Raw genomic sequence first — 21,728 nt, forward strand, 5'->3', positions numbered from 1 at the left:
ACATGTTGCCCGCCGTAGCGCTTGTTGGGCGCCCGAATGTCGGCAAGTCCACGCTGTTCAACGCGCTGACCAACAGCCGCGACGCCCTGGTCGCGGATGAACCCGGCGTCACCCGCGACCGCCACTACGGCATTTGCCGCAGCGCGCCGCAGCCGTTCGTCGTGGTCGATACCGGTGGCCTGACCGACGAGCGCGAGTTGATCGCGGAACTGACCGTGCGCCAGTCGCTGGCGGCGGTAGACGAAGCGGCGCTCGCGGTATTCGTGGTCGATGCCAAGGACGGCATGACCGCCGCCGACCAGATCATTCTCGCGCAGTTGCGGCGCTATGGCCGCCCGATCCTCCTCGCCGTCAACAAGACCGATGGTCGCGACCTGCAGGCTTCGGTCAACGAGTTTTCCGCGCTCGGCCTGGCGCAGGTCATCCCGATGGCGGCGTCGCACCGGCGCGGCGTGCCGGAGTTGATGCAGGCGATCGACGACTTGCTGCCCGAAGCCGCGGATGCCGAAGAACTGCCGGACGCCGCCGGTGTGCGCGTGGCCATCATCGGACGGCCCAATGTCGGCAAGTCGACCCTGGTCAATCGCCTGCTCGGCGAGGAACGCGTGATCGCCAGCGAAGTGCCGGGCACCACGCGCGACGCGATCGAAGTGCCGCTGACCCGCGATGGTCGCGACTATGTGCTGATCGACACGGCCGGCGTACGGCGCAAGGGCCGTGTCGAAGAGGCGATCGAGAAGTTCAGCGTGATCAAGACCCTGCAGGCGCTGGAACGGGCGCACGTGGCGGTGCTGATGATCGACGCCGCCGAGGGCGTGACCGACCAGGATGCGTCGGTGCTTGGTTATGCACTCGACGCCGGGCGCGCGCTGGTGGTTTGCGTCAACAAGTGGGACGGACTCGGTGCCTACCAGCGCGAGCGCTGCGAGAGCGAACTGGTGCGCCGTCTCGACTTCGTGGCATGGGCCGAACGCGTCGTCATTTCGGCCAAGCACGGCACCGGCATGCGCGAGCTGATGGCGGCGGTGGATCGCGCCTATGCCTCCTCGATCATCGATCTGGGCGCGAGCGAGGTGACCCGTGCCATCGAAATCGCGGTCGAGGCCTTCCAGCCGCCAATGGTGTCCGGCAAGGTCGCCAAGATCCGCTATTCGCACATGGGCGGGCGCAACCCGCCGCGCATCGTGCTGCATGGCTCGCGTCTCGACTCGCTGCCGGCGAGCTACATCCGCTATCTCGAGAACTTCATGCGTCGCCGCTACAAGCTGGTCGGCACGCCGGTGGTGATCGAAACCCGCGGCAGCGCCAATCCCTTTGCCGGCAAGCGCAACGAACTTACCGAGAAGCAGGTTCAGAGCCGACGGCGCCTGATGCGCCACGTCAAGAAGCGTTGATCCGTCGCGGCGGTGGCATACTGGCAAGCGGCAACGGGAAACAGACGCATGACCGAGTCCGAACAAGTCACGGGTGGCATCCTTGCCGGTGGTCGCGGGCAGCGCATGGGCGGGTTGGACAAGGGCCTGATGCTGCACGACGGGCGGGAACTGGTGGCGCACATGATCGAGCGACTGCGGCCGCAGGTGGCCGGCATCGTGCTCAGCGCCAACCGCAACCTCGATCGCTACCGCGCCTTTGGCTACCCGGTGCACGCCGACGACCATGTTGATTTTTCCGGGCCGCTGGCCGGTATCGCGCGGCTGCTGCAGGCGTGCCCGACCGAGTTCCTGATGACCGTGCCCTGCGATACGCCGGCGTTTCCGCAGCACTTGGCGGAGCTGCTGCTGGCGCGCCAGCATGAGACCGGTGCTGATGTCGTGGTCGTGCATGATGGCGAGCAGCGGCAGTTCCTGTTCGCGCTGTATCGCCGCGATCTCGCGGCTTCGGCACGCGATGCGCTGGGCGCAGGAGAACGCGCGGTGTGGCGCTGGCAGGAGGATCTGAATCTGGCCGAAGCGCACGTCGACGGTGGCCCCGCGGCCTTCGCCAACCTGAATACCCGCGCCGATCTCTGAGCAATGGCCGTGGCTGATTTCGATTTCGCGTCGAGCCCGCTGCCATCGTGTGTGCGCATGCGCCTGCCGCGACGCCCCGCGCCGCATCGGGACAGACCGTTCCCGGCATGAACGCGATCCTGCCAGCGCCGGAGATCGACGCCGCCGCGGCACTCGCGGCATACGCGCGCGGCGAGTGTTTTCTGGACGTGCGCGAAGCCGACGAGATCGCCAGTGGCCTATGCCCGGGGGCGACCTGGCTCGCAATGTCGGGCGGGTTCGAGGCCATCCACGAATGGAGCCGCGGTGTGACCGGCTCCGTCCACGTGCTGTGCGCGGCCGGCGTACGCTCGTTGCACGTGGCGCAGGCGCTGCGCGCGACCGGTGTCGCCGCCTGTTCGGTGCGAGGGGGTATGGACGCGTGGCGCGCACTCGGCGGACCGGTGTCCGTGCCGACGCAGGCGTCCGCCGATGATCGCTATGCGCGCCATTTGCGCCTGCCCGAGGTCGGCGCGGCCGGTCAGCAGCGCTTGCAGGCGTCGCGCGTGGCCGTGGTCGGTGCGGGCGGCTTGGGCTCTCCGGCGGCGTTCTATCTGGCCGCGGCCGGGGTTGGCGACATCCGCCTGATCGATGACGATGTGGTGGAACGCAGCAATCTGCAGCGACAGATCCTGCATCGCGACGATCGCATCGGCCAGCGCAAGGTGGATTCGGCTGCGGCAACGCTGGCGGCGCTGAATCCGGAAGTGCGCATCGAAGCGATCGCCGCACGTCTGCGCCACGACAATGCCGCTGAATTGCTCGACGGTTGTGACGTGGTGATCGATGGCGCCGACAATTTCCCGACGCGACAACTGATCAACGCCACCTGCCTGCAGTTGCGCCTGCCGTGGGTGTACGGCGCCGTGCATCGCTTCGAGGGCCAGGTGAGCGTGTTCGACGCGCGCGGCGGACGCGGCAACGCGCCTTGCTATCGCTGCCTGTTTCCGGAGGCGCCCGGGCCTGGCGAAGCGCCGAATTGCGCCGAGGCCGGCGTGCTCGGGGTGTTGCCCGGCATCATCGGCACGCTGCAGGCGAACGAAGCCATCAAGTTGCTCCTCGGCCTTGGCGAACCGCTGCGCGGACGCTTGCTGCTGTTCGATGCACTGGCCATGCGGTTTCGCGAGTTGCGCTACGCGGTCGACCCTGCATGCCCGGGTTGCAGCAGCGTTGCCGACGCCGCGCCGCTGGCCGACGCGCTGGTCTGCACGCTGCGCTGAATCGTTGCGGCGCTACCATCGCGCGGTCGACAACGGAGCCTGCTCATGTGTGGACGCTTCACGCGCGAATACAGCTGGCAGCAGGTACATGCGTTCTCGGCGGCGTTCTCGCTGTGGTACCCGCCGGTGCAACCCGCACCCGCCTACAACATCGCGCCGACGCAATCGACCTGGGCGATCGTGCGCGACGACGACAACGCCGAAGTGTTGCGCGAGTTGCGCTGGGGGCTGATTCCGGCGTGGTCGAAGGACCTGAAGATCGCCTGGTCGACGATCAACGCACGCATCGAAACCGTGGCCAGCAAGCCCGCGTTCCGCAGTGCCTGGAAGCAGCGACGTTGCCTGATTCCGGCCAGCGGTTACTACGAGTGGCCGGGCGAGGGTGCGCACAAGCGGCCCTACTACATCCACCCGATGCAGGAGCCGTTGCTGATGTTCGGCGCGATCTGGGAACGCTGGTCACCAGCCGATGGGCCGCCGCTGCAGAGTTTCAGCATCGTCACCCTGCCGGCCGCCGGCAACATCGAAGGACTGCATGACCGCATGCCGCTGATGCTGCCACCCGAACTGCTCGCTGACTGGATCCGCGGCACCCCCGCGCAGGCCGCCGAGATCGCCCACGCCGCACCGATCCCGTCGCTGGCGTTCCATCCGGTGCGACCCGCCGTCGGCAACGTCCGCAACCAGGGTCGCGAGTTGATCGAGCGCGTGTGATGCCGCGGCGCCATCGCGTCGGGGCGCATCGCGCGGCGCCGTGACATCGGTGCGCACCGCGTTGCGGTGCACACCCTACGGCCATCGCGCGGGTTGTGCGTAGGGTGTGCCGAGCGCAGCGAGGCGCACCGCACGGTCGCGGCGCCGTTGCATCGGTGCGCACCGCACGGCTTGCATCGGTGCGCACCGCGTTGCGGTGCACACCCTTCGGGCCGCGAGGGTCAGAGTGCGGCAGCGCGGCGCGTGCCATGGTCGATTGCGCGCTCGGCTTCCCATCCCTTGCAGGCCAGCGCCACAACGCGGGGCACGGGTCGCGCGCCGGTACCGTACGCACTGATCGTGCGTGGCGTCATGTTCAAGGCAGCAGCGGCGGCGGATAGGGTCAGGCCGTTGCGTGCGCGCCAGCGGGCGAATTCCCGCGTGTTCTGGTCGGGTGCGTTTTGCGCAATCGCATCAAGCCAGAGCGTGTCGGCCCCGACCTGGATATCCAACTCCGGCCATTCCGCCGACCATCCGGCGCCCTCGCCCAAGCACGCCTTAGCGAAGGCTCGCTCATCACGCAGCGGCGCGAGACCGGGGGATTCGGCAAGCAGCGGGGTGAAGTCCACCGTGTACACCGTCCCGTCGATGAAAGTCATCTTGAGTCGATGCCGGACCAGAGCCTTCACGGCCTTGAATCGGGGGCGTTTCATGGATGCCATTTCTTCCACTCCTTCAGCAGGTCGTCGCGGTGCAGTCGGACCCACTCCAATGCCTCGGCCAGCACCGCGGTCGGAGCACCGCCGTCCGAGCGCAGCGTGGCCAGTTCGATGAGCACATCCACGCCACCGCCGGTCAAGTGCACGTGCGGCGGCAAGTGGTCGCGTTCGCGCAGTTCGATCCGGAACTGTCGACGGATGCGGTGTTTCGTCGTCATGTGCGCATGGTAAGGAAACCGTTTCCATACGGCAACAGCCATCCAGCCGCTGCGTGCGGCAACCACACGCGCTTGCGTAGGGTGTGCCGAGCGCAGCGAGGCGCACCGCACCCAACCACACGGCTGCGGCGCCATTGCATCGGTGCGCACCGCACGATCGCGGGCCCGTTTCACCCATTGGGTCAAAGCACCGCCGCGAGCCGCGTGCCCTGGTCGATGGCGCGCTTGGCGTCGAGTTCGCCGGCGGCGTCGGCGCCGCCGATGAGGTGGGCGGTCTTGCCGAGGGCGGTGAGGGCGGCGTGCAGCTCGCGGTTTGGTTCCTGGCCGGCGCAGAGCACGATGTGGTCGACTTCGAGCAGGCGCGGGTTGCTGCCGATGGTCAGGTGCAGGCCGCGTTCGTCGATGCGGTCGTAGTGCACGCCGCCGATCATCTCGACGCGCTTCATTTTCAGCGTGGCACGGTGCACCCAGCCCGTGGTCTTGTTCAGGCGCTTGCCGGGGGCGCCGTCCGAACGTTGCAGCAGGAACACCTGACGCTCCGGTGGCTGCGGTTGCGGCTTGAGGCCGTCGATGCCGCCGCGGCGGGTGAAGCTGTCGTCGACGCCCCATTCGCGGCGCCACAGCTTCTCGTCGAGGGAAGGCGAGTGGCCGGCATCGACCAGGAACTCGGCAACGTCGAAGCCGATGCCACCGGCACCGATGATGGCGACGCGCTTGCCGACCCCGACCTTGCCCGCGAGCACGTCGAGGTAACTCAGCACCTTGGGCGAGTCGATGCCGTCGATGCGTACTGCGCGCGGCGTGATCCCGGTCGCAAGGATGATCTCGTCGTAGCCGCCATCCGCGAGTTGCTGCGCGGTCACGCGCGTGCCGAGTTGCAGAACAACTCCGGTGGCGTCGATGCGATTGCGGAAGTAGCGCAAGGTCTCGTGGAACTCCTCCTTGCCCGGAATGCGCTTGGCCAGGTTGAACTGGCCGCCGATTTCGCTCGCGGCGTCGAACAGGGTGACGCGATGTCCGCGCTCGGCCAGCGTGGTCGAGGCCGCGAGTCCGGCTGGACCGGCGCCGACCACGGCGATGCGCTTGGTTGTAGTGGCAGGCCGGATCAGCAACTCGGTCTCATGTCCCGCGCGCGGATTGACCAGGCAACTGACCGGCTTGCCCTCGAACACATGGTCGAGGCAGGCCTGGTTGCAGGCGATGCAGGTGTTGATGTCCTGGGCGCGATTGGCGCTGGCCTTGTTCACCCAATCCGGATCGGCGAGCAGTGGCCGCGCCATCGAAACCATGTCACAGCTGCCCTCGGCAAGCAGCTTCTCGGCGACGTCGGGCATGTTGATGCGATTGGTCGCGACTAGCGGCAGCGCCACGTGCTTCTTCAGCTCGCGCGTGGCGAAGGCGAAGCCGGCGCGCGGCACCGAGGTGACGATGGTCGGGATGCGCGCCTCGTGCCAGCCGATGCCGCTGTTGATGATGCTGGCGCCGGCGGCTTCCACCGCTTTCGCCAGCATGGTGATCTCCTCCCAGCTCTGGCCGCGTTCGACCAGATCGAGCAGCGACAGGCGATAGATGATGATGAAGTCACGGCCGACCTGGGCGCGGATCGCCTTGAGGATTTCGAGCGGAAAGCGCATGCGGTTCGCGTAGGGTCCGCCCCAGTCGTCGGTGCGCTGGTTGGTGCGCTCGCACAGGAACTGGTTGATCAGATAGCCCTCGGAGCCCATCACTTCGACGCCGTCGTAGCCGGCTTCGCGCGCCAGCGCAGCGCAGTTCGCGAAGGCCTTGATCTGCGCCCAGACGCCGCGTTCCGACAACTCGCGCGGGGCGAAGGGCGAGATCGGCGACTTGATCTTCGACGGTGCCACCGCCAGCGGGTGATAGCCGTAGCGGCCGGTGTGCAGGATCTGCAGGCAGATGTGGCTCTGGTGCGCATGCACCGCGCGCGTCACCTTGCGATGGCGGTTCACTTCCCACGGCCAGCTGAGCTTGCCGGCGAAGGGCGCCACCCAGCCGGCGATGTTCGGCGCGATGCCGCCGGTGACGATCAGCCCGGTGCCACCGCGAGCGCGTTCGCCGAAGTAGGCGGCGAGCTTGTCGTAGTCGCGTGCGCGGTCCTCCATGCCGGTGTGCATCGAACCCATCAGTACGCGGTTGCGCAGCGTGACGTGGCCGAGGTCGAGCGGTTCGAGCAGATGCGGATAGGCGCTCACGTCGGGTTCCGGGTTGGCGGTCGAGGCGCCGAGGATGCGGTCCGAGTCATCGTGCAGTCAAATGAATGTCTAGAATTGTGGCGTGTGAAGCAGTTCACATTTGCTTGCGTGGTTGGGTCACATATTCTCCCGGCCTCCTCAAGGAAGAGACCCGCCATGCCCGACTCGATCCGGATCCTGAGCCTGGGCTTCGCCAGCAGCGAATTGCACATGATGCAGGTGGTGCTCGAAGCCGCCGCCAGGACGCTGCCGCGCGGCTTCACTCTGGTCAAGGCCAGCGAGCACGCCGAAGTGGCGGTGGTGAACTGGAGCACGCTGAATATCGAGCGCACCCAGGGATTCCTCGCCGATCGCTTCCCCGGCATCCCGTTGATCTCGGTTTCGGAGACCGGCGTGCTCGGTTCGCCCGGCATGTGTCTGGCCGAGGCCAACCTGCTGCCGAGCCTGGCCGCGATGGTGTACGAGGCACTCGAAGGCATCGAACCCGCAGCGCGCGCGCGGCCGCCCGAGTACGTGTCGTGGTTGGTCGAGCGTCGGCATGAGGCGATGGTGCACGAATCCGCGGCGACACCACCGGCGCCCCGCGTGGTGCCGAGCATTCCGGTGTTCTCGGCGCCGCCCCTGCCGGAAGCCCATCGCGATGAGCCGCAGTTACTGTCAGGGCTGCGCGTGCTGCTGGTCGACAGCCGCTGCGAGGGCGTCGAGGCCGCCCAACAGCTGCTGCACGAGCTGGGTGTGCAGGTCGAGGTTGCGTGTGACGACCAGGACGGCTGGAAACGCCACGCGGCGAGTCGCCACGACGCCGTGATGATCGATGCCCACCTCGGTGACGAGGCTGGCTTCAAATTGTGCCGGCGCATCGCGCGCGATGGCGCGCACAAGCCGCCGCCGGTGTTCATGCTGGCCGAGAGACTGCGCCCGATCGAACGTGCCCGCGGCGCGCACGCAGGCAGTGCCGGCTTCCTGACCTGGCCGCTGCAGCGCCAGGCGCTGATCACCGCGCTCGGGCCGGTGCGGGCTGCGGCTGCGGCCGGATAGGCGCAGCGCGCAACCTCATCGCGCGCGAAAATATAGATTGATGTATATACTTGCCCGAAACTCGCCGGAGGGCGTGCCGTGGCCCAGATTCGAACCGCCAAGATCTTCAAGAACGGCGCCAGCCAAGCGGTGCGCCTGCCCGCGGAATTCCGCTTCGAAGGCGATGAAGTCTTCGTGACCCGCGACGAGGTCACCGGTGACGTAACCCTGTCGACGCGACCGGGCGCGTCGGCCTGGGGCAGCTTCTTCGAGATGCTGCACCGTCTGGATGTGCCGGCCGGGTTCATGGCCGAGCGCCCGATGAATGTCGTACCGGCGGCGTCCGGCATCTTCGACGAAGACGCGTCGGCGACCTCCCCGCGGAGGCGCTGAGCGTGCTGCACATGCTGGACACCGACACCGCCAGTTACCTGATCAAGGGCCGGTCCGCTGTGATCGAATCCAGGCTGGCGGCGCTGTCGCCGTCACAGGTCTGCATCTCGGTGCTGACCCGTGCCGAACTGCATTACGGGTTGAAGCGCCTGCCCGCCGGGCATCGGTTGCATCTCGCGGTGCGCGAGTTCCTGAAGCTGGTGCAGACTTTGCCCTGGACCTACGAAGCTGCGGACCGGTACGCCGAGATTCGTCACCAACTGATCGCCAGCGGGCAGCCGATCGGCGAGATCGACATGATGATCGCCGCGCACGCGCTCGCCGCCGGCGCCGTGCTGGTCACCAACAATCGCCGGCACTATGAGCGCATCGCCGCGCCGCTGATGCAAGAGAACTGGGCGTAGCGCTGCGCGTGCCAGGGGCAAGGCGCCCACAGCACCGGAAAAATCGGCGACACTCGCCGGCCCAGGATCGGAGCGGAAACTGCGATGCGCATCGAAACCAAGCTGCCCAAGGTCGGCACCACGATTTTTACCGTGATGTCGCAGTTGGCGGTTCAACACAAGGCGGTGAACCTGGGCCAGGGTTTTCCCGATTTCGATGGGCCCGAGCTGCTGCGCGAAGAACTCAATCGCGCCATGCACGAGGGCAAGAACCAGTATGCGCCGATGATGGGCGTGCCCAAATTGCGCGAGCAGATCGCGCGCAAGACCCAGGCGCTCTATGGCCGTGCGGTCAGCGCCGAGAGCGAGGTGACGGTGACCAGCGGCGCCACCGAGGCCTTGTTCTGCGCGATCGCGGCGATCGTGCGTCCGGGCGAGTCGGTGATCGTGCTCGATCCCTGCTACGACAGCTACGAACCGGCGATCGAGTTGAACGGCGGCCGTGCCATCCACGTGCCGCTCGACGACGAGACCTTTGCGGTCGACTGGCAGCGCGTCAACGAAGCGGTCGAGCCGGGCACGCGCGCGATCATCATCAACACGCCTCACAACCCTTGCGGATCGGTGTTCGCTGCCGACGATCTCGATGCGCTCGCCGAGATCGCGCGCCGCCATGACCTCGTGGTGATTTCCGACGAGGTCTACGAACACATCATCTTCGACGGCCTGGCGCACCAGTCGGTGCTGCGCCACCCGGAATTGGCCGAGCGCAGTTTCGTCATCTCCAGCTTCGGCAAGACCTATCACTGCACCGGCTGGAAAATCGGCTACTGCATTGCGCCGTCGGCGCTGTCGATCGAGTTCCGCAAGGTGCACCAGTACGTCACCTTCTCCACCTTCGCGCCGGCGCAGTGGGCGTTGGCCGAGACCATCGAGCGCCTGCCCGAGCACTACCTCGGCTTGCCGGCGTTCTACCAGGCGCGGCGCGACCACTTCCGCAGCCTCCTCGCAGCGACGCCGTTCCGGCTATTGCCGGTAGCGGGCGCCTACTTCCAGATCGTCGACTACGGCGCGATCAGCGACCGCGACGACATGAGTTTCTGCGAGTGGCTGACGCGCGAGGTCGGCGTCGCTGCGATTCCGGTGTCGGCGTTCTACGAAACCCCGCCCGAGTCGAAACTGATCCGCTTCTGCTTCGCCAAGTCCGATGCCACCCTGGCCGCGGCGGCGGAACGCTTGAACGCCGTTCGAAGTGCTTGATTCTGGTCGATGTTCCCGCCATCTCCGTTCGCCCTGAGCCTGTCGAAGGGCGATCGCCGGAGACCTGAAAGCTACGATTTCGAGTGAACGGTCTTCGACAGGCTCAGACCAGAACGGAGTACGAGGCATGACTGACACAATCCTTCCTGGCACCGACCTGCGCGTCACCCTGGTCCAGGCCGCGACGCATTGGCACGACGCCAAGGCCAACCGCGTGATGTATGGCGATCTGCTGCGCCCGCTTGCCGGCGGCACTGACCTGGTGGTGTTGCCTGAAGCCTTCACCAGCGGCTTCACCAACGAGACCCTGGCCAACGCCGAGACCATGGACGGCGTGACCGTGCGCTGGATGGGTGCGCTCGCCTCCGAGTTGAACGCGGTGGTCAGCGGCTCGGTAGTGATCCGCGATGGTGACCGCTGTGTCAATCGCCTGGTGTGGATGCGCCCCGACGAAACCTGTGCGGTCTACGACAAGCGCCACCTGTTCCGCATGGCCGGCGAACACGAACGCTACGCTGCCGGGAGCGAGCGCCTGATCGTCGAACTGAACGGCTGGCGCGTGTGTCCGCTGGTGTGCTACGACCTGCGCTTTCCGGTGTTCCTGCGCAACGCGATGCGTGCGGATCTGGGGCGGATGGACTACGACCTGCTGCTGTTCGTCGCCAACTGGCCGGCGCCGCGACGCGGGCCGTGGCGCACCTTGCTGCGTGCGCGTGCGATCGAGAATCTGTGCTACGCGGTCGGCGTCAACCGCGTCGGTCGCGACGGCAATGGCCTCGACTATGCCGGTGACAGCGCCGCCATCGACTTCCTCGGCGAGCCGTTGCTCGAGTTCGACGACCAGCCGCAACTGCACACGATCACCTTGTCGGCGAACGCGCTCGCCGAGCACCGCGAACGCTTTCCGGCCTGGCGCGATGCCGATGCCTTCATCCTGGAACCCTGATCAATCGCGCAGTGTGCCCATTTGCTCGTGCACGCCGCTGCTCATCATCGCCAGGAAGATCGCCAGCCCGAGGTACGCGGCGCCGTATTGCAGTTTCACTTCCAGCGGCTGTTCGTAGTAGTTCGCCGGCAGGTGCTGGTGCCAGGTGCCGCGCCACACCGACCAGATGCTCGGCAGCGCCAGGATCAGCAGCAGAAACAGCATCGGGCTCGGGCGCGTAATTAGCAGTACGCCGAGAATGGGTGCGCCAAGCAGCCAGATGCGCGGCGACAGGATGCCGACGATGCGGCCACCGTCGAGCGGATTGATCGGCAGCAGGTTCCACAGGTTGATCATGAAGCCCGAGTAGCTGAGCGCGAGCAGCAGCTGGCTGCCGCTGTTGCGCGCCGCGTAGTAGCAGAGCAGGGCGCCGAAGGTGCCCGCGACCGGCCCGGCGAGCGCGATCTTCGCCTCCATGCGCGCGTCCATCGGCTGGTCCTTGAGTTCGATCCAGGCGCCGACGAAGGGGATGAAGGTCGGTGCTCCGACGTTCAGTCCGGCGCGCTTGGCGGCGAGGTAGTGGCCGAGTTCGTGCACGAAGATCAGCAGCACGAAGCCGACTGCATAACGCTAGCCGAAGATCCAGGCGTAGGCGAACACCGACAGCATCATGGTGCCGCCGGTTTTCAGCAGCGGTCCGAGCTTGGCGAAGTTGAGCAACAGCAACAGGGCTTTGAACATGGGATGGGCAGCGCCGGTACGGTGATCGGGGGCGGAAGAATAGCGGGCGCGTCGCGTAGAATGGCGCGTCCACCGACGGAGCCGACATGTTCCAGAAACGTTTCCTGATGCTGCCGGCGATTGCCCTGATCGCCGCCTGCGCCCACCCGAGTGTCGAAATGAAATCCGAACCGAGCCCCAGCGTCGCTGCAGCGCCCGTGCCGCCAGTTGCGAAGACCGTGCCGTACACGGTGGTCGCGCCGCACGGCAACCGCATCGACCCCTACTACTGGCTGCGCGACGACACGCGCTCCAAGCCAGAGGTGATCGACTACCTCAAGGCCGAGAACGATTACACCGCGGCTATGCTCGCACACACGCAGGGCGCCACCGATCTGCTGTTCCGGGAGATCGTCGGTCGCATCCGGCAAGACGACAGCAGCGTGCCCTACCGCAAGCACGGCTGGTGGCTGTACACGCGCTTCGAGCAGGGCAAGGAGTATCCGATCCATGCGCGCCGCAAGGATGCGGAGGGCGCGGTCGAGGAAGTGCTGCTCGATGCCAATCGGCTTGGTGCCGGCAAGGGCTTCTATCAGATCGGTGCTTGGGAGCCGAGCCCGGACGGCGAGCAGTTATTCTATGCCGATGACAGCAGCGGGCGCCGCCAGTTCGTGCTGCGCTTCCGGAACCTCAAGACCGGTCAGCCGTGGCCAGAAACGATCGCCAATGTCGAGGCGCGCGCGGTCTGGGCCAACGACAGCAAGACCTTGCTCTACATCGAGAAGAACCCGCAGACCCTGCTCGGCTTCCGCGTCCGCAAGCATGTGCTCGGCACCGACCCGGTGAACGATCCCGTGGTGTACGAGGAGAAAGACAGCAGCTATTACCTCGGCATCGGCAAGAGCCGCAGCGACCGCTTCCTCTGGATCGGCCTGAACAGCACGGTCGCGAGCGAATGGCGCTATGCCGACGCGAATGACCCCAAGCTCGAGTTCAAGACCGTGCTGCCGCGCGAACGCGACCACGAGTATCAGGTGCAGGACCGTGGCGACGAGTTCTTCATCCTGAGCAACTGGAACGCGCGCAATTTCCGCATCCTGCGTGCTCCGATCGCCAAGGCCGGCGACCGCGCCAACTGGGTCGAGTGGGTGACGCATCGCGACGACGCATTGTTGTCGTCGATGACGGTGCTGCGCGACCACGTTGCGATCAATGAACGCTCAGGCGGCTTGCCGAAGATCCGGGTGAAGGCGATCGCCGACGGCAAGTCCGAACTGCTCGCCTTCGACGAACCGGCCTACAGCGCCTTCACTGGCGCCAATCCCGAGTACGCCACCAGCACGCTGCGCATCGTCTACACCTCGCCGCAGACGCCGGCCTCGACCTACGACATCGACCTCGCCAGTGGCGAGCGAACGCTGCTCAAGCGCGAAGCCGTGCTCGGCGGTTTTGACCGCGACCACTACGTCACCGAGTTCCGCTTTGCGCCGGCGCGCGACGGCGCGCAGGTGCCGGTGACGTTGCTGTATCGCAAGGGCCTGCGCCGCGACGGCAGCGCTGCGCTGTACCAGTATGGCTATGGTTCCTACGGTGCCGCGATGAGCCCGACATTCGACGACCGCGTGCTGTCGCTGGTCGATCGCGGTGTTGTCTACGCCATCGCGCACGTGCGCGGCGGCGAGGAGATGGGGCGTGCCTGGTACGAGTCCGGACGCCAGCTGCAGAAGAAGAACACCTTCCACGACTTCATCGATGTCAGCGATTTCCTGGTGCGCGAAGGCTACGCGGCGAAGGGTCGCGTGGTCGCGCAGGGAGGTAGCGCCGGCGGCCTGCTGATGGGCGCGATCGCCAACCTGGCGCCCGAGCGCTATCGCGCGATCGTTGCCGACGTGCCGTTCGTGGACGTGGTCACGACCATGCTCGACGAGTCGATCCCGCTGACCACCAACGAGTTCGACGAATGGGGCAATCCGAAACAGAAGGCGTTCTACGACTACATGCTGTCGTACTCGCCCTATGACAACGTCAAGGCACAGGATTATCCGGCGATGCTGGTGACCACCGGGCTGCACGACAGCCAGGTGCAGTACTTCGAGCCGGCGAAGTGGGTGGCGAAGCTGCGCGCCACCCAGACCGGCAGCGCACCGCTGCTGCTCAAGACCAACATGGAGGCCGGTCACGGCGGCAAGTCCGGGCGCTTCCGGCGCTTGCAGGAAGTGGCCGAGGCCTGGGCCTTCTTCCTTGACCAGCTCGGTGTCCCGGTGGAGACGCCGGCTGGCGATGGTTTCGAGGGCGACGCCACCGCAGCACCCGCGGTGGAAGCGAAGACTGCCGATGGTTTCGAGGGTGGTCGCCATGCGCACTAGATGGGTGTGGGCCGGCATCGTGATCTCGCTGCTGCTCGCGGGTTGCGGCCAGAAGGGCGAACTGGTGCGGCCGCAACCGGACGCAGCGCCCGCGACCGCGCAATGAGCCTGCGCTTCACCAAGATGCACGGCATCGGCAACGACTTCGTCGTGCTCGACCGCCGCGATGCGAGCTCACCCTTGCCGGCGCAGTGGGTGCGGCGTCTGGCCGATCGCCACTTCGGTGTCGGTTGCGACCAGGTGATGACGATCGAGCGCAACGACGACGCCGCGTTCGCATTCCGCTACGGCATCTGGAACGCCGATGGTTCGGCGGCAGGGCAGTGCGGCAACGGCGTGCGCTGCGTGCTGCGCTGGCTCGCGGATCGCGGGCTGGTGCAGGGGCAGGGCATCCGCCTGCTCGGGCCGTCGGGACCGGTGGTGGCCGATCTGCTCCACGATGGCCGTATCCGTGTCGACATGGGCGAGCCGCAGTTCGACGCCGCGCGCGTGCCGCTGTCCGTTCCCGCGACCGCACCGCGCTACACCTTGGATTTGGCCGACGAGCGCATCGAGTTCGGTGCCGTGTCGATCGGCAATCCGCATGCGCTGGTCGAAGTGGCCGACGTCGATGCGGCGCCGGTGGCCATGCTCGGTGCGCGCATCGAAATGCATGCGCTGTTTCCCGATCGCGTCAACGTTGGCTTCGCGCAGGTGCTCGATCGCGGACACATTCGTCTGCGCGTGTTCGAGCGCGGCGTCGGCGAGACCCTGGCCTGCGGCAGCGGCGCCTGTGCCGCGGTCGCGATCCTGCAGCTGTGGCGGCGCGTGGACAGCGATGTACGCGTCGACTTGCCCGGCGGCACATTGCAGATTTTCTGGTCCGGCCCGGGCCATTCACTGTGGATGACGGGGCCGGCAACGACGGTTTTCGAAGGGGTATGGAACGATGAATGAACCAACGCCGCGGCGCGAAATCGACGCTCTCGATGTCGCCGGCTACCTGCGCCGGCATCCCGATTTCCTGGCCGAATTCCCGGACCTGGCATTGACCCTGAACCTGCCGCGGCAGCAGGGTTCGAGCACCTCGCTCGCGAGCTACCAACTGGAAGTGCTGCGCGACAAGACACGGGCGTTGACGCGGCGCCTGCAGGAACTGATCGCGGTGGCGCAGGAAAACGAGCAACTGATGGTGCGTGTGCATGCGTTCACGCTCTCCTTGATGCGCGCCGGCAGCCTCGGCGACACGCTGTCGCGCGTGGTCGCAACCCTGACCGAGGACTTCCACACCGACTTCGTGCGCATGGCGCTGTTCGATCCGGTCGACGGCTTCCATGCCGACTGGTTGCGCATCGAGGCGCGCGACTCGACCCGGCTCGGCCCGTTCGGCGAGTTCCTGCAGAAGTCCGAACCGATCTGCGGCCGCCTCAACCACGACAAGCTCGCGTTCCTGTTCGACCACCACGCGGACAAGGTGCGCTCCGCCGTGCTGCTCCCGATCGGCAACCGCGGCATGCTCGCCATCGGCTCGCACGACCCCAATCGCTTCCACCCCGGCATCGGCACCATCTTCCTCAAACTCATCGCCGACGCCGTGGACGCGGCCATCGGGCGATTCGGGTAGGCCCAGGCCAACCCGTCTTGACCTGCCGGCCACATCTTGCGGCTTCCACTCCGCGCCCTCCGCGTTTCGACCGGTTCGGCGTGAACGGGATGTGGCCGGCAGATCAGCGCGCGATGCGCTGGAGGCGCACGCCGTCGACCGTCATGTACCAGTGGTCGTCCTCTTCGTGGGGCGGTACCGAGACGTCGAATCGGGTGGTCATGAAACTGAGGCCGACACTGAATTCGTCGCCTTCGAAGGTCTGCAGCGGGCCTTCCACCGTAGTGGATGACTTGCCGCGCGATCGCCGGTATTCGACGCGTCCGTCGCGGGTGATGCGCAGGCTCATTTCGGCCGAGCGCCATTCGCCGGCGTAGTCGGCCTTGTCCTCGGGCAGCGCGATGCCGCAGCTTGCGAGCAGCAGCAGCGAAGCGATCACGGCGATGCGGATGGGTCGGTGCTGCATGGTTCGTTCCTCCGAAGATTCGAATGCCTTGGCGTGCCCGCAGGATGTGTCGAGCGTAGCGAGGCGCATTGTGTTCGTCGGGTTCGTTGCGCTCGCCGCGTTCGTCGCGTTCGTCGCCGGACGGGAGCCGGTGCGCCTCGCTTCGCTCGGCACACCCTACGGTCGGCACACCCTACGGTCGGCACACCCCACGGTCGGCACACCCCTACGCTTGGCGCACCCTGCGTGGAGTGTGATGGGGTTGGGCGGGTTCCACCGGCGTTCCGTGATATCCAGGCGCGGCGGGATGGGGCGGCGATGTGGTCGGCAGAGTGTCGACGATACGGAGAGCTTGCATGAGGCGTCTTGGATTGCTGGAGTCGGAACACGGGATCGTGCCGAGCCTGAGGCTGCGCGGCGCGTCGTGTCGATGGCGGTGGGGTCTGCGGGTCGTGTCGGTGTCGCTGTGTGTGTTTGCGGTCGAGCCGGTTGCCGCGGGCGGGGCCTGCTCGGTGCTGGTCACGAGCACGGATGCATCGAGCGCTGGCTACATTGGCGTCCGCTTCGCCTGGAGCGACAGCACCTGTGCACCACGCGCGGCGCACATGGTCTACAACGATCGCGTCGACCCGGCGGGCAAGCGCGGCGGTTATCTGCGCTGGATGGATTACCGTCGATCGAATGCCACGCTGCGCCACTGCGAGGGCAACTCGAATGCGCATCCGGGCTGGGGCTATCTGACCAACCACTACGCCAGCACCGCGACCCTCAGCCACAACACGCTGGGCACGACCGAGCTGGTGTTTGCCGGCAGCCATCACGCGATCCTGCGCTACCGCTGGCGCTTGTCGATCGGTGGGCCGGTCGATGCCACCGTCGACTGGTTGTTCGCCACCGGGCGCGATGCGCCGGTGTGGTCGGTTACCTACGACGCCAGCCCGGCCGGGCCCGACGTGGTCGATGCCGATTCGCGCTCGCCCTACGGTGACCTGAAATGGGACGGCGGCGCAGGCGTCAACGTCGATGGCGTCGGCTGGGGCGACTGGTATCGCATGACCACGCTGCAGAGCCCGGTGACGATGAACGTCGGCTGGGACTACAGCGTTCCGAACACGGTGCCCTACGTGCGCGAGTGGGCAGTCGGCGTCGATGCGGAGATGGGTGCGGTGCAGACCCAGACCATGCAGCAGCATGATTCGGGCTACGGCTGGTTCTATCCGAGCTGGGGCACGGTCGATGCCGATGGCCCGATGCCGGTCGACTGGAACTGGACCTACCAGCTCAACCAGTACGAGATTCCCTTCATTCTGAGCTCCAAGCGCATGGCCTGGGGCATGAACTACGGCGCGGTCGGGCAGAACAGCTACCCGGCCTATGGCGATGCCGCGAACCTCGACGGCTATCCGTACCAGAGCTATGCCGTGCACATGGTGCTCGACGAGCACTCGAAGTCGCCGACGCTGGCGCAGGTTGCGCAAGTGGAGCGCTTGCAGGCGCTCGGCATCGTGGTCACGACCGGCAGCCTGCGCTTGACCGGTCCCGCAGGTGTCGGTCGCCCGGACACGGTGACCTGGAACCCTCCGGGCTACAACCCGATCTATGCCACGTACGAGTTCCACGCTTCCGGCAACGCCCTCGCGGCGACACTCACGCCGGCGGGCGGCATGGTGCGCAACCCGGTGCTGCTGATCAACGGTTACACCGGCGGCACGCCGACGGTCACCTTCAACGCGACGCCGGCGGTTGCGGACGTCGACTACTTCGCTTCGGTCGATGCGGCGGGACAGAAGCTGTGGCTCACCCTGCACCGCGACCTCAACGCACCACTCACGCTCACCATCGGCGCCGTCAGCGCGATCATCTTCGCGGATCATTTCGAGTAGCGGGTTTCCGTAGGATGTGCCGAGCGCAGCGAGGCGCATCGCGTTGGTCTTGTTCGCCGCACTTGTTGTGGGATGGGGGCGGTGCGCCTCGCTGCGCTCGGCACACCCTACGGTTGGCACACCCTACGATTGGCCGGGCTCGGTCACCCGGTGTTCTGCAGCGCCTGCGAGACGCCTTGCACGCAGGTGATGAGGGCGCGCAGCAGATCATCGTCGGGGCGGTCGGCGGCGCGCCAGCGGGCGAGCAGGTCGGCTTGCAGCAGGCTCATCGGGTCGACGTAGGGATTGCGCAGGCGGATGGAGCGGGCGAGGCGGGGGTCGTTGGCGAGCAGTTCGCGTTCGGTGAGCAGGGCGAGCATCTCGCGCGTGCGCTGGTGTTCGGCTTCGAGTTGCGGGAAGAAACGTTCGTGCAGGGTGCCCGAGAGTTGCGAGAACACGCGTGCGATTGCCATGTCGGACTTGGCGATGACCATTTCGACGTCGGCGAGCAGGCTGGCCAGAAACCGCCAGTCGCGCGCCATCTCGCGCATCGCCTCGACGCCGAACTCGCGCACGCCGGCCTCGAGTGCGCTGCCTAGGCCGTACCAGCCGGTGAGCACGCAGCGCGACTGCGTCCACGCGAACACCCACGGGATCGCGCGCAGGTCGCGGATTTGTGCGCCGCCGCGGCGTGCCGGGCGCGAGCCGAGCGACATGCGCTCGATCACGTCGATCGGGGTCGCATCTCGGAAGTAGGCGACGAAGGCATCGCCATCACTGACCAGGGCGCGGTAGTGCGCCAGCGACGCTTCGGCCATCGTCGTCATCATCTCGCCCCAGCGCCGTTCACGCGGCTCCTCGGGCGGCGGTAGCAGCGAAGGGGTCAGCACCGCCGCGGTGGTCTGCGCCAGCGTGCGCAAGGCGAGGGCATCGATGCCGTACTTGCGGTGGATCACCTCGCCCTGTTCGGTCACGCGCAGGCGGCCGTTCATGGTCGCGCGCGGCGCGGCCAGGATCGCGGCACTGGTCTTGCCGCCGCCGCGACTGGCCGAGCCGCCGCGGCCGTGGAAGAAGTCGAGTTCGATCGCGTGCGTGGCGGCGACCTCGAGCAGTCGCGTCTGCGCGCCCTGCAGCGCCCAACGCGCCGCGAGCAGGCCGCCGTCCTTGGCCGAATCCGAGTAACCGAGCATCACGAACTGGCGATTGCCGCGCGCGGCGAGATGCTGGCGGTAGACCGCGTCTTCCAGCATGTGCGTCAGCGTTTGCGGCGCCTGCTGCAGATCCTCGATGGTCTCGAACAGCGGCGCGATGTCGAGCGGCACCTGACCATTCGCGTCGAGCAGCTTGCCGGCGCGTGCGAGCGCGATCACCGACAACACGTCGCTGGCGTTGGCGGCCATGCTGATGATGTACAGGCCGATGGCATTGCGACCGTAGCGCCGGCGCATGTCGGCGACGGTCGAGAACACACGACGCGCGCGGTCGAGCAGGGGGTCTTCGAGCGCGGCTTCGGCGAGGGCATCGCCACGTGCGAGTTCGGCGATGCGCGTGTCCGCTTGCGCATGCGTGGCCAACTGCGGATCGGCGGCGAGCAACACGCGCCGATGCACGCGCGCGTCCTGGCGCAGGTCGAGGCGGGCGAGATGAAAACCGAAGGTGCGCACGCGCCAGAGCATGCGCCGCAGCGCGTAACCGCCGGCGTGGTCACCCTTGTGCGCGTGCAGGCTGGCGCGGATGGTTTCGAGGTCGGCGATGAACTCGGCATCGTCGCGGTAGGCGTGTTCGCCGCCGTTGGCACTCGCCTCGATGCGTGCCCGCATCAGTCGCAGCAGCACGCGATAGGGCATGTCGCGATGGCGCGGGCTGACCAGGGCGGCGACTTCGGGCATGGTCGCCAGGTAGTGGTCGCGGCGCGCGTAGACCTCGGTCGAGAAGCTCGCCAGGCCCTCGGTCTGGCTGAGCAGGCCAGCCAGGCGCTTGAGGTCGGCGGCGTACTGGCCGAGGATCAAGCGGCGATGGCGCGCGAGTGCGGCCGCGATCGTCTCCGGCCCGACGTTCGGGTTGCCGTCCATGTCGCCGCCGACCCAGGAGGCGAAGCGCAGCACGGTCGGGATCTCGGGCGAGACGCCGAACTTGCGCTCGAAGCCATCGACCAGCACCTCGTAGAAGATCGGCAGGCTGCGATAGATCGGCTCGACCAGGTAATGCGTGGTGTGTTCGAGTTCGTCGCTGACATCGGGCTTGATCGGCGCCAGCGTCGCAGTCTGCCAGCCGGCGGTGAGCGCGGTGCGCATGCGTGCCCAGTCGGTCGCGGTTTCGCCCGGCGTGCGCAGGCCGCCGATCTCGGCCAGCAGACAGCGCACGATTTCCTCTTCCTTCTGCAGCAACGACTGGCGAATGGCCTCGGTCGGGTGCGCGGTGAACACGGGTTCGATGTCGATGCGCGCGAGTTGCGCCAGGATGGCGTCGGCATCGAAGCCGGCCTGCTTCAGCGTCTCCAGCGTCTCATGCAGGCCGCCTGGCTGATCGCCGCCCTCATGGATCTGGTAGTGGCGCCGACGGCGGATGCGGTGCACGCGCTCGGCGACATTGACCACCTGGAAATAGGTCGCGAACGCGCGCGCCAGGCGCTCGGCGTGGCGCGGCGTGCAGTCGCGCAATGCCGCGGCGTAGGCCTCGATCGGTTCGGCACGCTCGCGGCGACGGATCGCGCCGATGCGCAGCCGTTCGATCTCGGCCAGGAACCCGTGTCCATTCTGTTCCGCCAACATCTCGCCGACCAGCGCCCCAAGCCGGCGCACATCGTCCTTCAGGCCCTGATCGACCTCGGGGAACTCGACTTCGCGCAGACGTTCCGGTTCCATCGTGGCAGCGACCTCGCACAGGGGGATGCCCCGATCATGGCGGACGCGGGCGCCTGCGGGAATGCGACGAAGGGGCACGCAAACGTATGCATGCGGGGGCGCGGTTGGCGACCCCGGCGAGCGTCGCGGAACTTGTGTCACCAGGTGAACTCCCAGCGATGCGCGATCGGCGCGGAACAAGGAGCAAGGCGATGAAGGCGAGGATCATGGCGGGAGCATTGGTGTTGGCGCTGGCTGGCCTGAGCGGGTCGGCGGCAGCGGCGGATCCCTATCTCGGGCTCGGGATGACGCGCCTGAGCGACGCCGAAGACACCGCGTGGCGCCTGCATGGCGGCCTACGGTTCAACCAGCACTTCGCGGTCGAGGCGGCGTACCACAGCTACGACAGCGACGGGTCGGCGATGTCGGTATTCGGTATCGAGGGCGACATCTATTCCGTGGCGGTGCGCTACGACTTCATCGACGGGCCATTCACGCCCTATGCCAAGCTCGGGGCGGCGCGGGCGTCGTTCGATGCCACGCATTTCGGGACACCGAACAACGTCCACATCAGCGAAAGCGAGACCGGCGCGATGGCCGAGATTGGCGCGCGCTATGCGTTCAACGACAGCATCGCGTTGCGCGGCGGCTACGAGTGGTTCGACACCTTCGACGGCGACGGCGGCCTGAATCTCGCGGTCGAGTTCTCGTTCTGATGCAGCAATCGCCGGCCGGAGCGATCCGGCCGACCTGCGTCGTACTTCCTTCATCGGCAGATGTGGCCACAGCAGGCAGCGCTGTGGCGAAGGCGCCGGGATGAGTGCAAGCAGCAATGGCAGTGT

At 67.0% G+C, this 21,728-nt stretch carries 19 protein-coding genes and 2 pseudogenes; 15 read left to right on the plus strand and 6 right to left on the minus strand.

Features of this window, described 5'->3' with window-relative positions:
• Positions 1-2: 2 nt before the first annotated feature.
• From der to IPG63_18610, 4 genes are all read left to right on the plus strand, one after another.
• On the plus strand, positions 3-1,394 hold the full coding sequence (der, locus tag IPG63_18595) for a ribosome biogenesis GTPase Der (GenBank protein MBK6729170.1): 1,392 nt from the start codon (positions 3-5) through the stop codon (positions 1,392-1,394).
• Between the two features lie 48 nt (positions 1,395-1,442).
• A complete protein-coding gene (gene mobA / locus IPG63_18600) occupies positions 1,443-2,012 on the plus strand; it encodes a molybdenum cofactor guanylyltransferase (GenBank protein ID MBK6729171.1) in 570 nt (189 codons plus the stop codon).
• Positions 2,013-2,119: 107 nt separating this feature from the next.
• Entirely contained in the window at positions 2,120-3,250 is a 1,131-nt protein-coding gene (moeB, locus tag IPG63_18605; GenBank protein MBK6729172.1) for a molybdopterin-synthase adenylyltransferase MoeB, read from the plus strand.
• A gap of 45 nt (positions 3,251-3,295) precedes the next feature.
• Positions 3,296-3,964: an SOS response-associated peptidase gene (locus IPG63_18610; protein ID MBK6729173.1), complete on the plus strand. Its 669-nt coding sequence runs from the start codon at positions 3,296-3,298 to the stop codon at positions 3,962-3,964.
• Between the two features lie 221 nt (positions 3,965-4,185).
• Here IPG63_18610 and IPG63_18615 read toward each other — a convergent pair whose 3' ends face one another.
• From IPG63_18615 to IPG63_18625, 3 genes and pseudogenes are all read right to left on the minus strand, one after another.
• Positions 4,186-4,665 carry a DUF2442 domain-containing protein gene (locus IPG63_18615; GenBank protein ID MBK6729174.1) on the minus strand — a complete coding sequence of 160 codons (480 nt, stop codon included), beginning with the start codon at positions 4,663-4,665 and terminating at the stop codon, positions 4,186-4,188.
• Positions 4,653-4,880, minus strand: coding sequence for a DUF4160 domain-containing protein (locus tag IPG63_18620; protein MBK6729175.1), 228 nt, complete (start codon positions 4,878-4,880; stop codon positions 4,653-4,655). The genes IPG63_18615 and IPG63_18620 overlap by 13 nt, the downstream gene beginning before the upstream one ends.
• Before the next feature lie 182 nt (positions 4,881-5,062).
• A pseudogene (locus IPG63_18625) lies at positions 5,063-7,084 on the minus strand (NADPH-dependent 2,4-dienoyl-CoA reductase).
• A gap of 162 nt (positions 7,085-7,246) precedes the next feature.
• Between IPG63_18625 and IPG63_18630 the strand changes: the two are divergent.
• From IPG63_18630 to IPG63_18650, 5 genes are all read left to right on the plus strand, one after another.
• Positions 7,247-8,128: a response regulator transcription factor gene (locus IPG63_18630; GenBank protein ID MBK6729176.1), complete on the plus strand. Its 882-nt coding sequence runs from the start codon at positions 7,247-7,249 to the stop codon at positions 8,126-8,128.
• Positions 8,129-8,206: 78 nt separating this feature from the next.
• Complete coding sequence (locus IPG63_18635; GenBank protein MBK6729177.1) at positions 8,207-8,500, plus strand: AbrB/MazE/SpoVT family DNA-binding domain-containing protein; 294 nt, start codon at positions 8,207-8,209, stop codon at positions 8,498-8,500.
• Positions 8,501-8,502: 2 nt separating this feature from the next.
• Positions 8,503-8,904, plus strand: coding sequence for a type II toxin-antitoxin system VapC family toxin (locus IPG63_18640; GenBank protein MBK6729178.1), 402 nt, complete (start codon positions 8,503-8,505; stop codon positions 8,902-8,904).
• An 84-nt stretch (positions 8,905-8,988) separates the two neighbouring features.
• On the plus strand, positions 8,989-10,143 hold the full coding sequence (locus tag IPG63_18645) for a pyridoxal phosphate-dependent aminotransferase (GenBank protein ID MBK6729179.1): 1,155 nt from the start codon (positions 8,989-8,991) through the stop codon (positions 10,141-10,143).
• 127 nt (positions 10,144-10,270) lie between these two features.
• Positions 10,271-11,089 carry an amidohydrolase gene (locus IPG63_18650; protein ID MBK6729180.1) on the plus strand — a complete coding sequence of 273 codons (819 nt, stop codon included), beginning with the start codon at positions 10,271-10,273 and terminating at the stop codon, positions 11,087-11,089.
• On the opposite strand, the pseudogene IPG63_18655 reads toward IPG63_18650, so the two are convergent.
• Positions 11,090-11,809, minus strand: a pseudogene (locus tag IPG63_18655) (site-2 protease family protein).
• Between the two features lie 107 nt (positions 11,810-11,916).
• Between IPG63_18655 and IPG63_18660 the strand changes: the two are divergent.
• Genes IPG63_18660 through IPG63_18675 form a run of 4 tightly spaced genes read left to right on the plus strand, consistent with a single transcriptional unit; the run spans position 11,917 to position 15,757 of the window.
• Positions 11,917-14,154, plus strand: a complete 2,238-nt coding sequence (locus IPG63_18660) for a S9 family peptidase (protein MBK6729181.1) — start codon at positions 11,917-11,919, stop codon at positions 14,152-14,154.
• A complete protein-coding gene (locus tag IPG63_18665; GenBank protein ID MBK6729182.1) occupies positions 14,144-14,260 on the plus strand; it encodes a lipoprotein in 117 nt (38 codons plus the stop codon). Before IPG63_18660 ends, IPG63_18665 begins: the two co-directional genes overlap by 11 nt.
• Positions 14,257-15,090: a diaminopimelate epimerase gene (gene dapF, locus IPG63_18670; protein ID MBK6729183.1), complete on the plus strand. Its 834-nt coding sequence runs from the start codon at positions 14,257-14,259 to the stop codon at positions 15,088-15,090. Before IPG63_18665 ends, dapF begins: the two co-directional genes overlap by 4 nt.
• Entirely contained in the window at positions 15,083-15,757 is a 675-nt protein-coding gene (locus IPG63_18675) for a DUF484 family protein (protein MBK6729184.1), read from the plus strand. The genes dapF and IPG63_18675 overlap by 8 nt, the downstream gene beginning before the upstream one ends.
• A gap of 103 nt (positions 15,758-15,860) precedes the next feature.
• Here the strand turns inward: IPG63_18675 and IPG63_18680 are convergent, their stop codons facing one another.
• Positions 15,861-16,202: a hypothetical protein gene (locus IPG63_18680; GenBank protein MBK6729185.1), complete on the minus strand. Its 342-nt coding sequence runs from the start codon at positions 16,200-16,202 to the stop codon at positions 15,861-15,863.
• A gap of 335 nt (positions 16,203-16,537) precedes the next feature.
• Between IPG63_18680 and IPG63_18685 the strand changes: the two genes are divergently transcribed.
• On the plus strand, positions 16,538-18,064 hold the full coding sequence (locus tag IPG63_18685) for a hypothetical protein (protein MBK6729186.1): 1,527 nt from the start codon (positions 16,538-16,540) through the stop codon (positions 18,062-18,064).
• Between the two features lie 143 nt (positions 18,065-18,207).
• Here IPG63_18685 and ppc read toward each other — a convergent pair whose 3' ends face one another.
• Complete coding sequence (gene ppc, locus IPG63_18690) at positions 18,208-20,907, minus strand: phosphoenolpyruvate carboxylase (protein ID MBK6729187.1); 2,700 nt, start codon at positions 20,905-20,907, stop codon at positions 18,208-18,210.
• A 191-nt stretch (positions 20,908-21,098) separates the two neighbouring features.
• Between ppc and IPG63_18695 the strand changes: the two genes are divergently transcribed.
• Positions 21,099-21,602, plus strand: coding sequence for a porin family protein (locus IPG63_18695; protein MBK6729188.1), 504 nt, complete (start codon positions 21,099-21,101; stop codon positions 21,600-21,602).
• Positions 21,603-21,728 lie beyond the last annotated feature (126 nt).

The sequence above is a fragment of the Lysobacterales bacterium genome (assembly GCA_016703225.1).
Classification (GTDB): Bacteria; Pseudomonadota; Gammaproteobacteria; order Xanthomonadales; family Ahniellaceae; genus JADKHK01.

Coding starts and splice junctions, on each gene's coding strand:
- der (MBK6729170.1), top strand. CDS start 3: ATGTTGCCCGCCGTAGCGCTTGTTGGGCGCCCGAATGTCGGCAAGTCC.
- mobA (MBK6729171.1), top strand. CDS start 1,443: ATGACCGAGTCCGAACAAGTCACGGGTGGCATCCTTGCCGGTGGTCGC.
- moeB (MBK6729172.1), top strand. CDS start 2,120: ATGAACGCGATCCTGCCAGCGCCGGAGATCGACGCCGCCGCGGCACTC.
- IPG63_18610 (MBK6729173.1), top strand. CDS start 3,296: ATGTGTGGACGCTTCACGCGCGAATACAGCTGGCAGCAGGTACATGCG.
- IPG63_18615 (MBK6729174.1), bottom strand. CDS start 4,665: ATGGCATCCATGAAACGCCCCCGATTCAAGGCCGTGAAGGCTCTGGTC.
- IPG63_18620 (MBK6729175.1), bottom strand. CDS start 4,880: ATGACGACGAAACACCGCATCCGTCGACAGTTCCGGATCGAACTGCGC.
- IPG63_18630 (MBK6729176.1), top strand. CDS start 7,247: ATGCCCGACTCGATCCGGATCCTGAGCCTGGGCTTCGCCAGCAGCGAA.
- IPG63_18645 (MBK6729179.1), top strand. CDS start 8,989: ATGCGCATCGAAACCAAGCTGCCCAAGGTCGGCACCACGATTTTTACC.
- IPG63_18650 (MBK6729180.1), top strand. CDS start 10,271: ATGACTGACACAATCCTTCCTGGCACCGACCTGCGCGTCACCCTGGTC.
- IPG63_18660 (MBK6729181.1), top strand. CDS start 11,917: ATGCTGCCGGCGATTGCCCTGATCGCCGCCTGCGCCCACCCGAGTGTC.
- IPG63_18665 (MBK6729182.1), top strand. CDS start 14,144: ATGCGCACTAGATGGGTGTGGGCCGGCATCGTGATCTCGCTGCTGCTC.
- dapF (MBK6729183.1), top strand. CDS start 14,257: ATGAGCCTGCGCTTCACCAAGATGCACGGCATCGGCAACGACTTCGTC.
- IPG63_18675 (MBK6729184.1), top strand. CDS start 15,083: ATGAATGAACCAACGCCGCGGCGCGAAATCGACGCTCTCGATGTCGCC.
- IPG63_18680 (MBK6729185.1), bottom strand. CDS start 16,202: ATGCAGCACCGACCCATCCGCATCGCCGTGATCGCTTCGCTGCTGCTG.
- IPG63_18685 (MBK6729186.1), top strand. CDS start 16,538: ATGAGGCGTCTTGGATTGCTGGAGTCGGAACACGGGATCGTGCCGAGC.
- ppc (MBK6729187.1), bottom strand. CDS start 20,907: ATGGAACCGGAACGTCTGCGCGAAGTCGAGTTCCCCGAGGTCGATCAG.
- IPG63_18695 (MBK6729188.1), top strand. CDS start 21,099: ATGAAGGCGAGGATCATGGCGGGAGCATTGGTGTTGGCGCTGGCTGGC.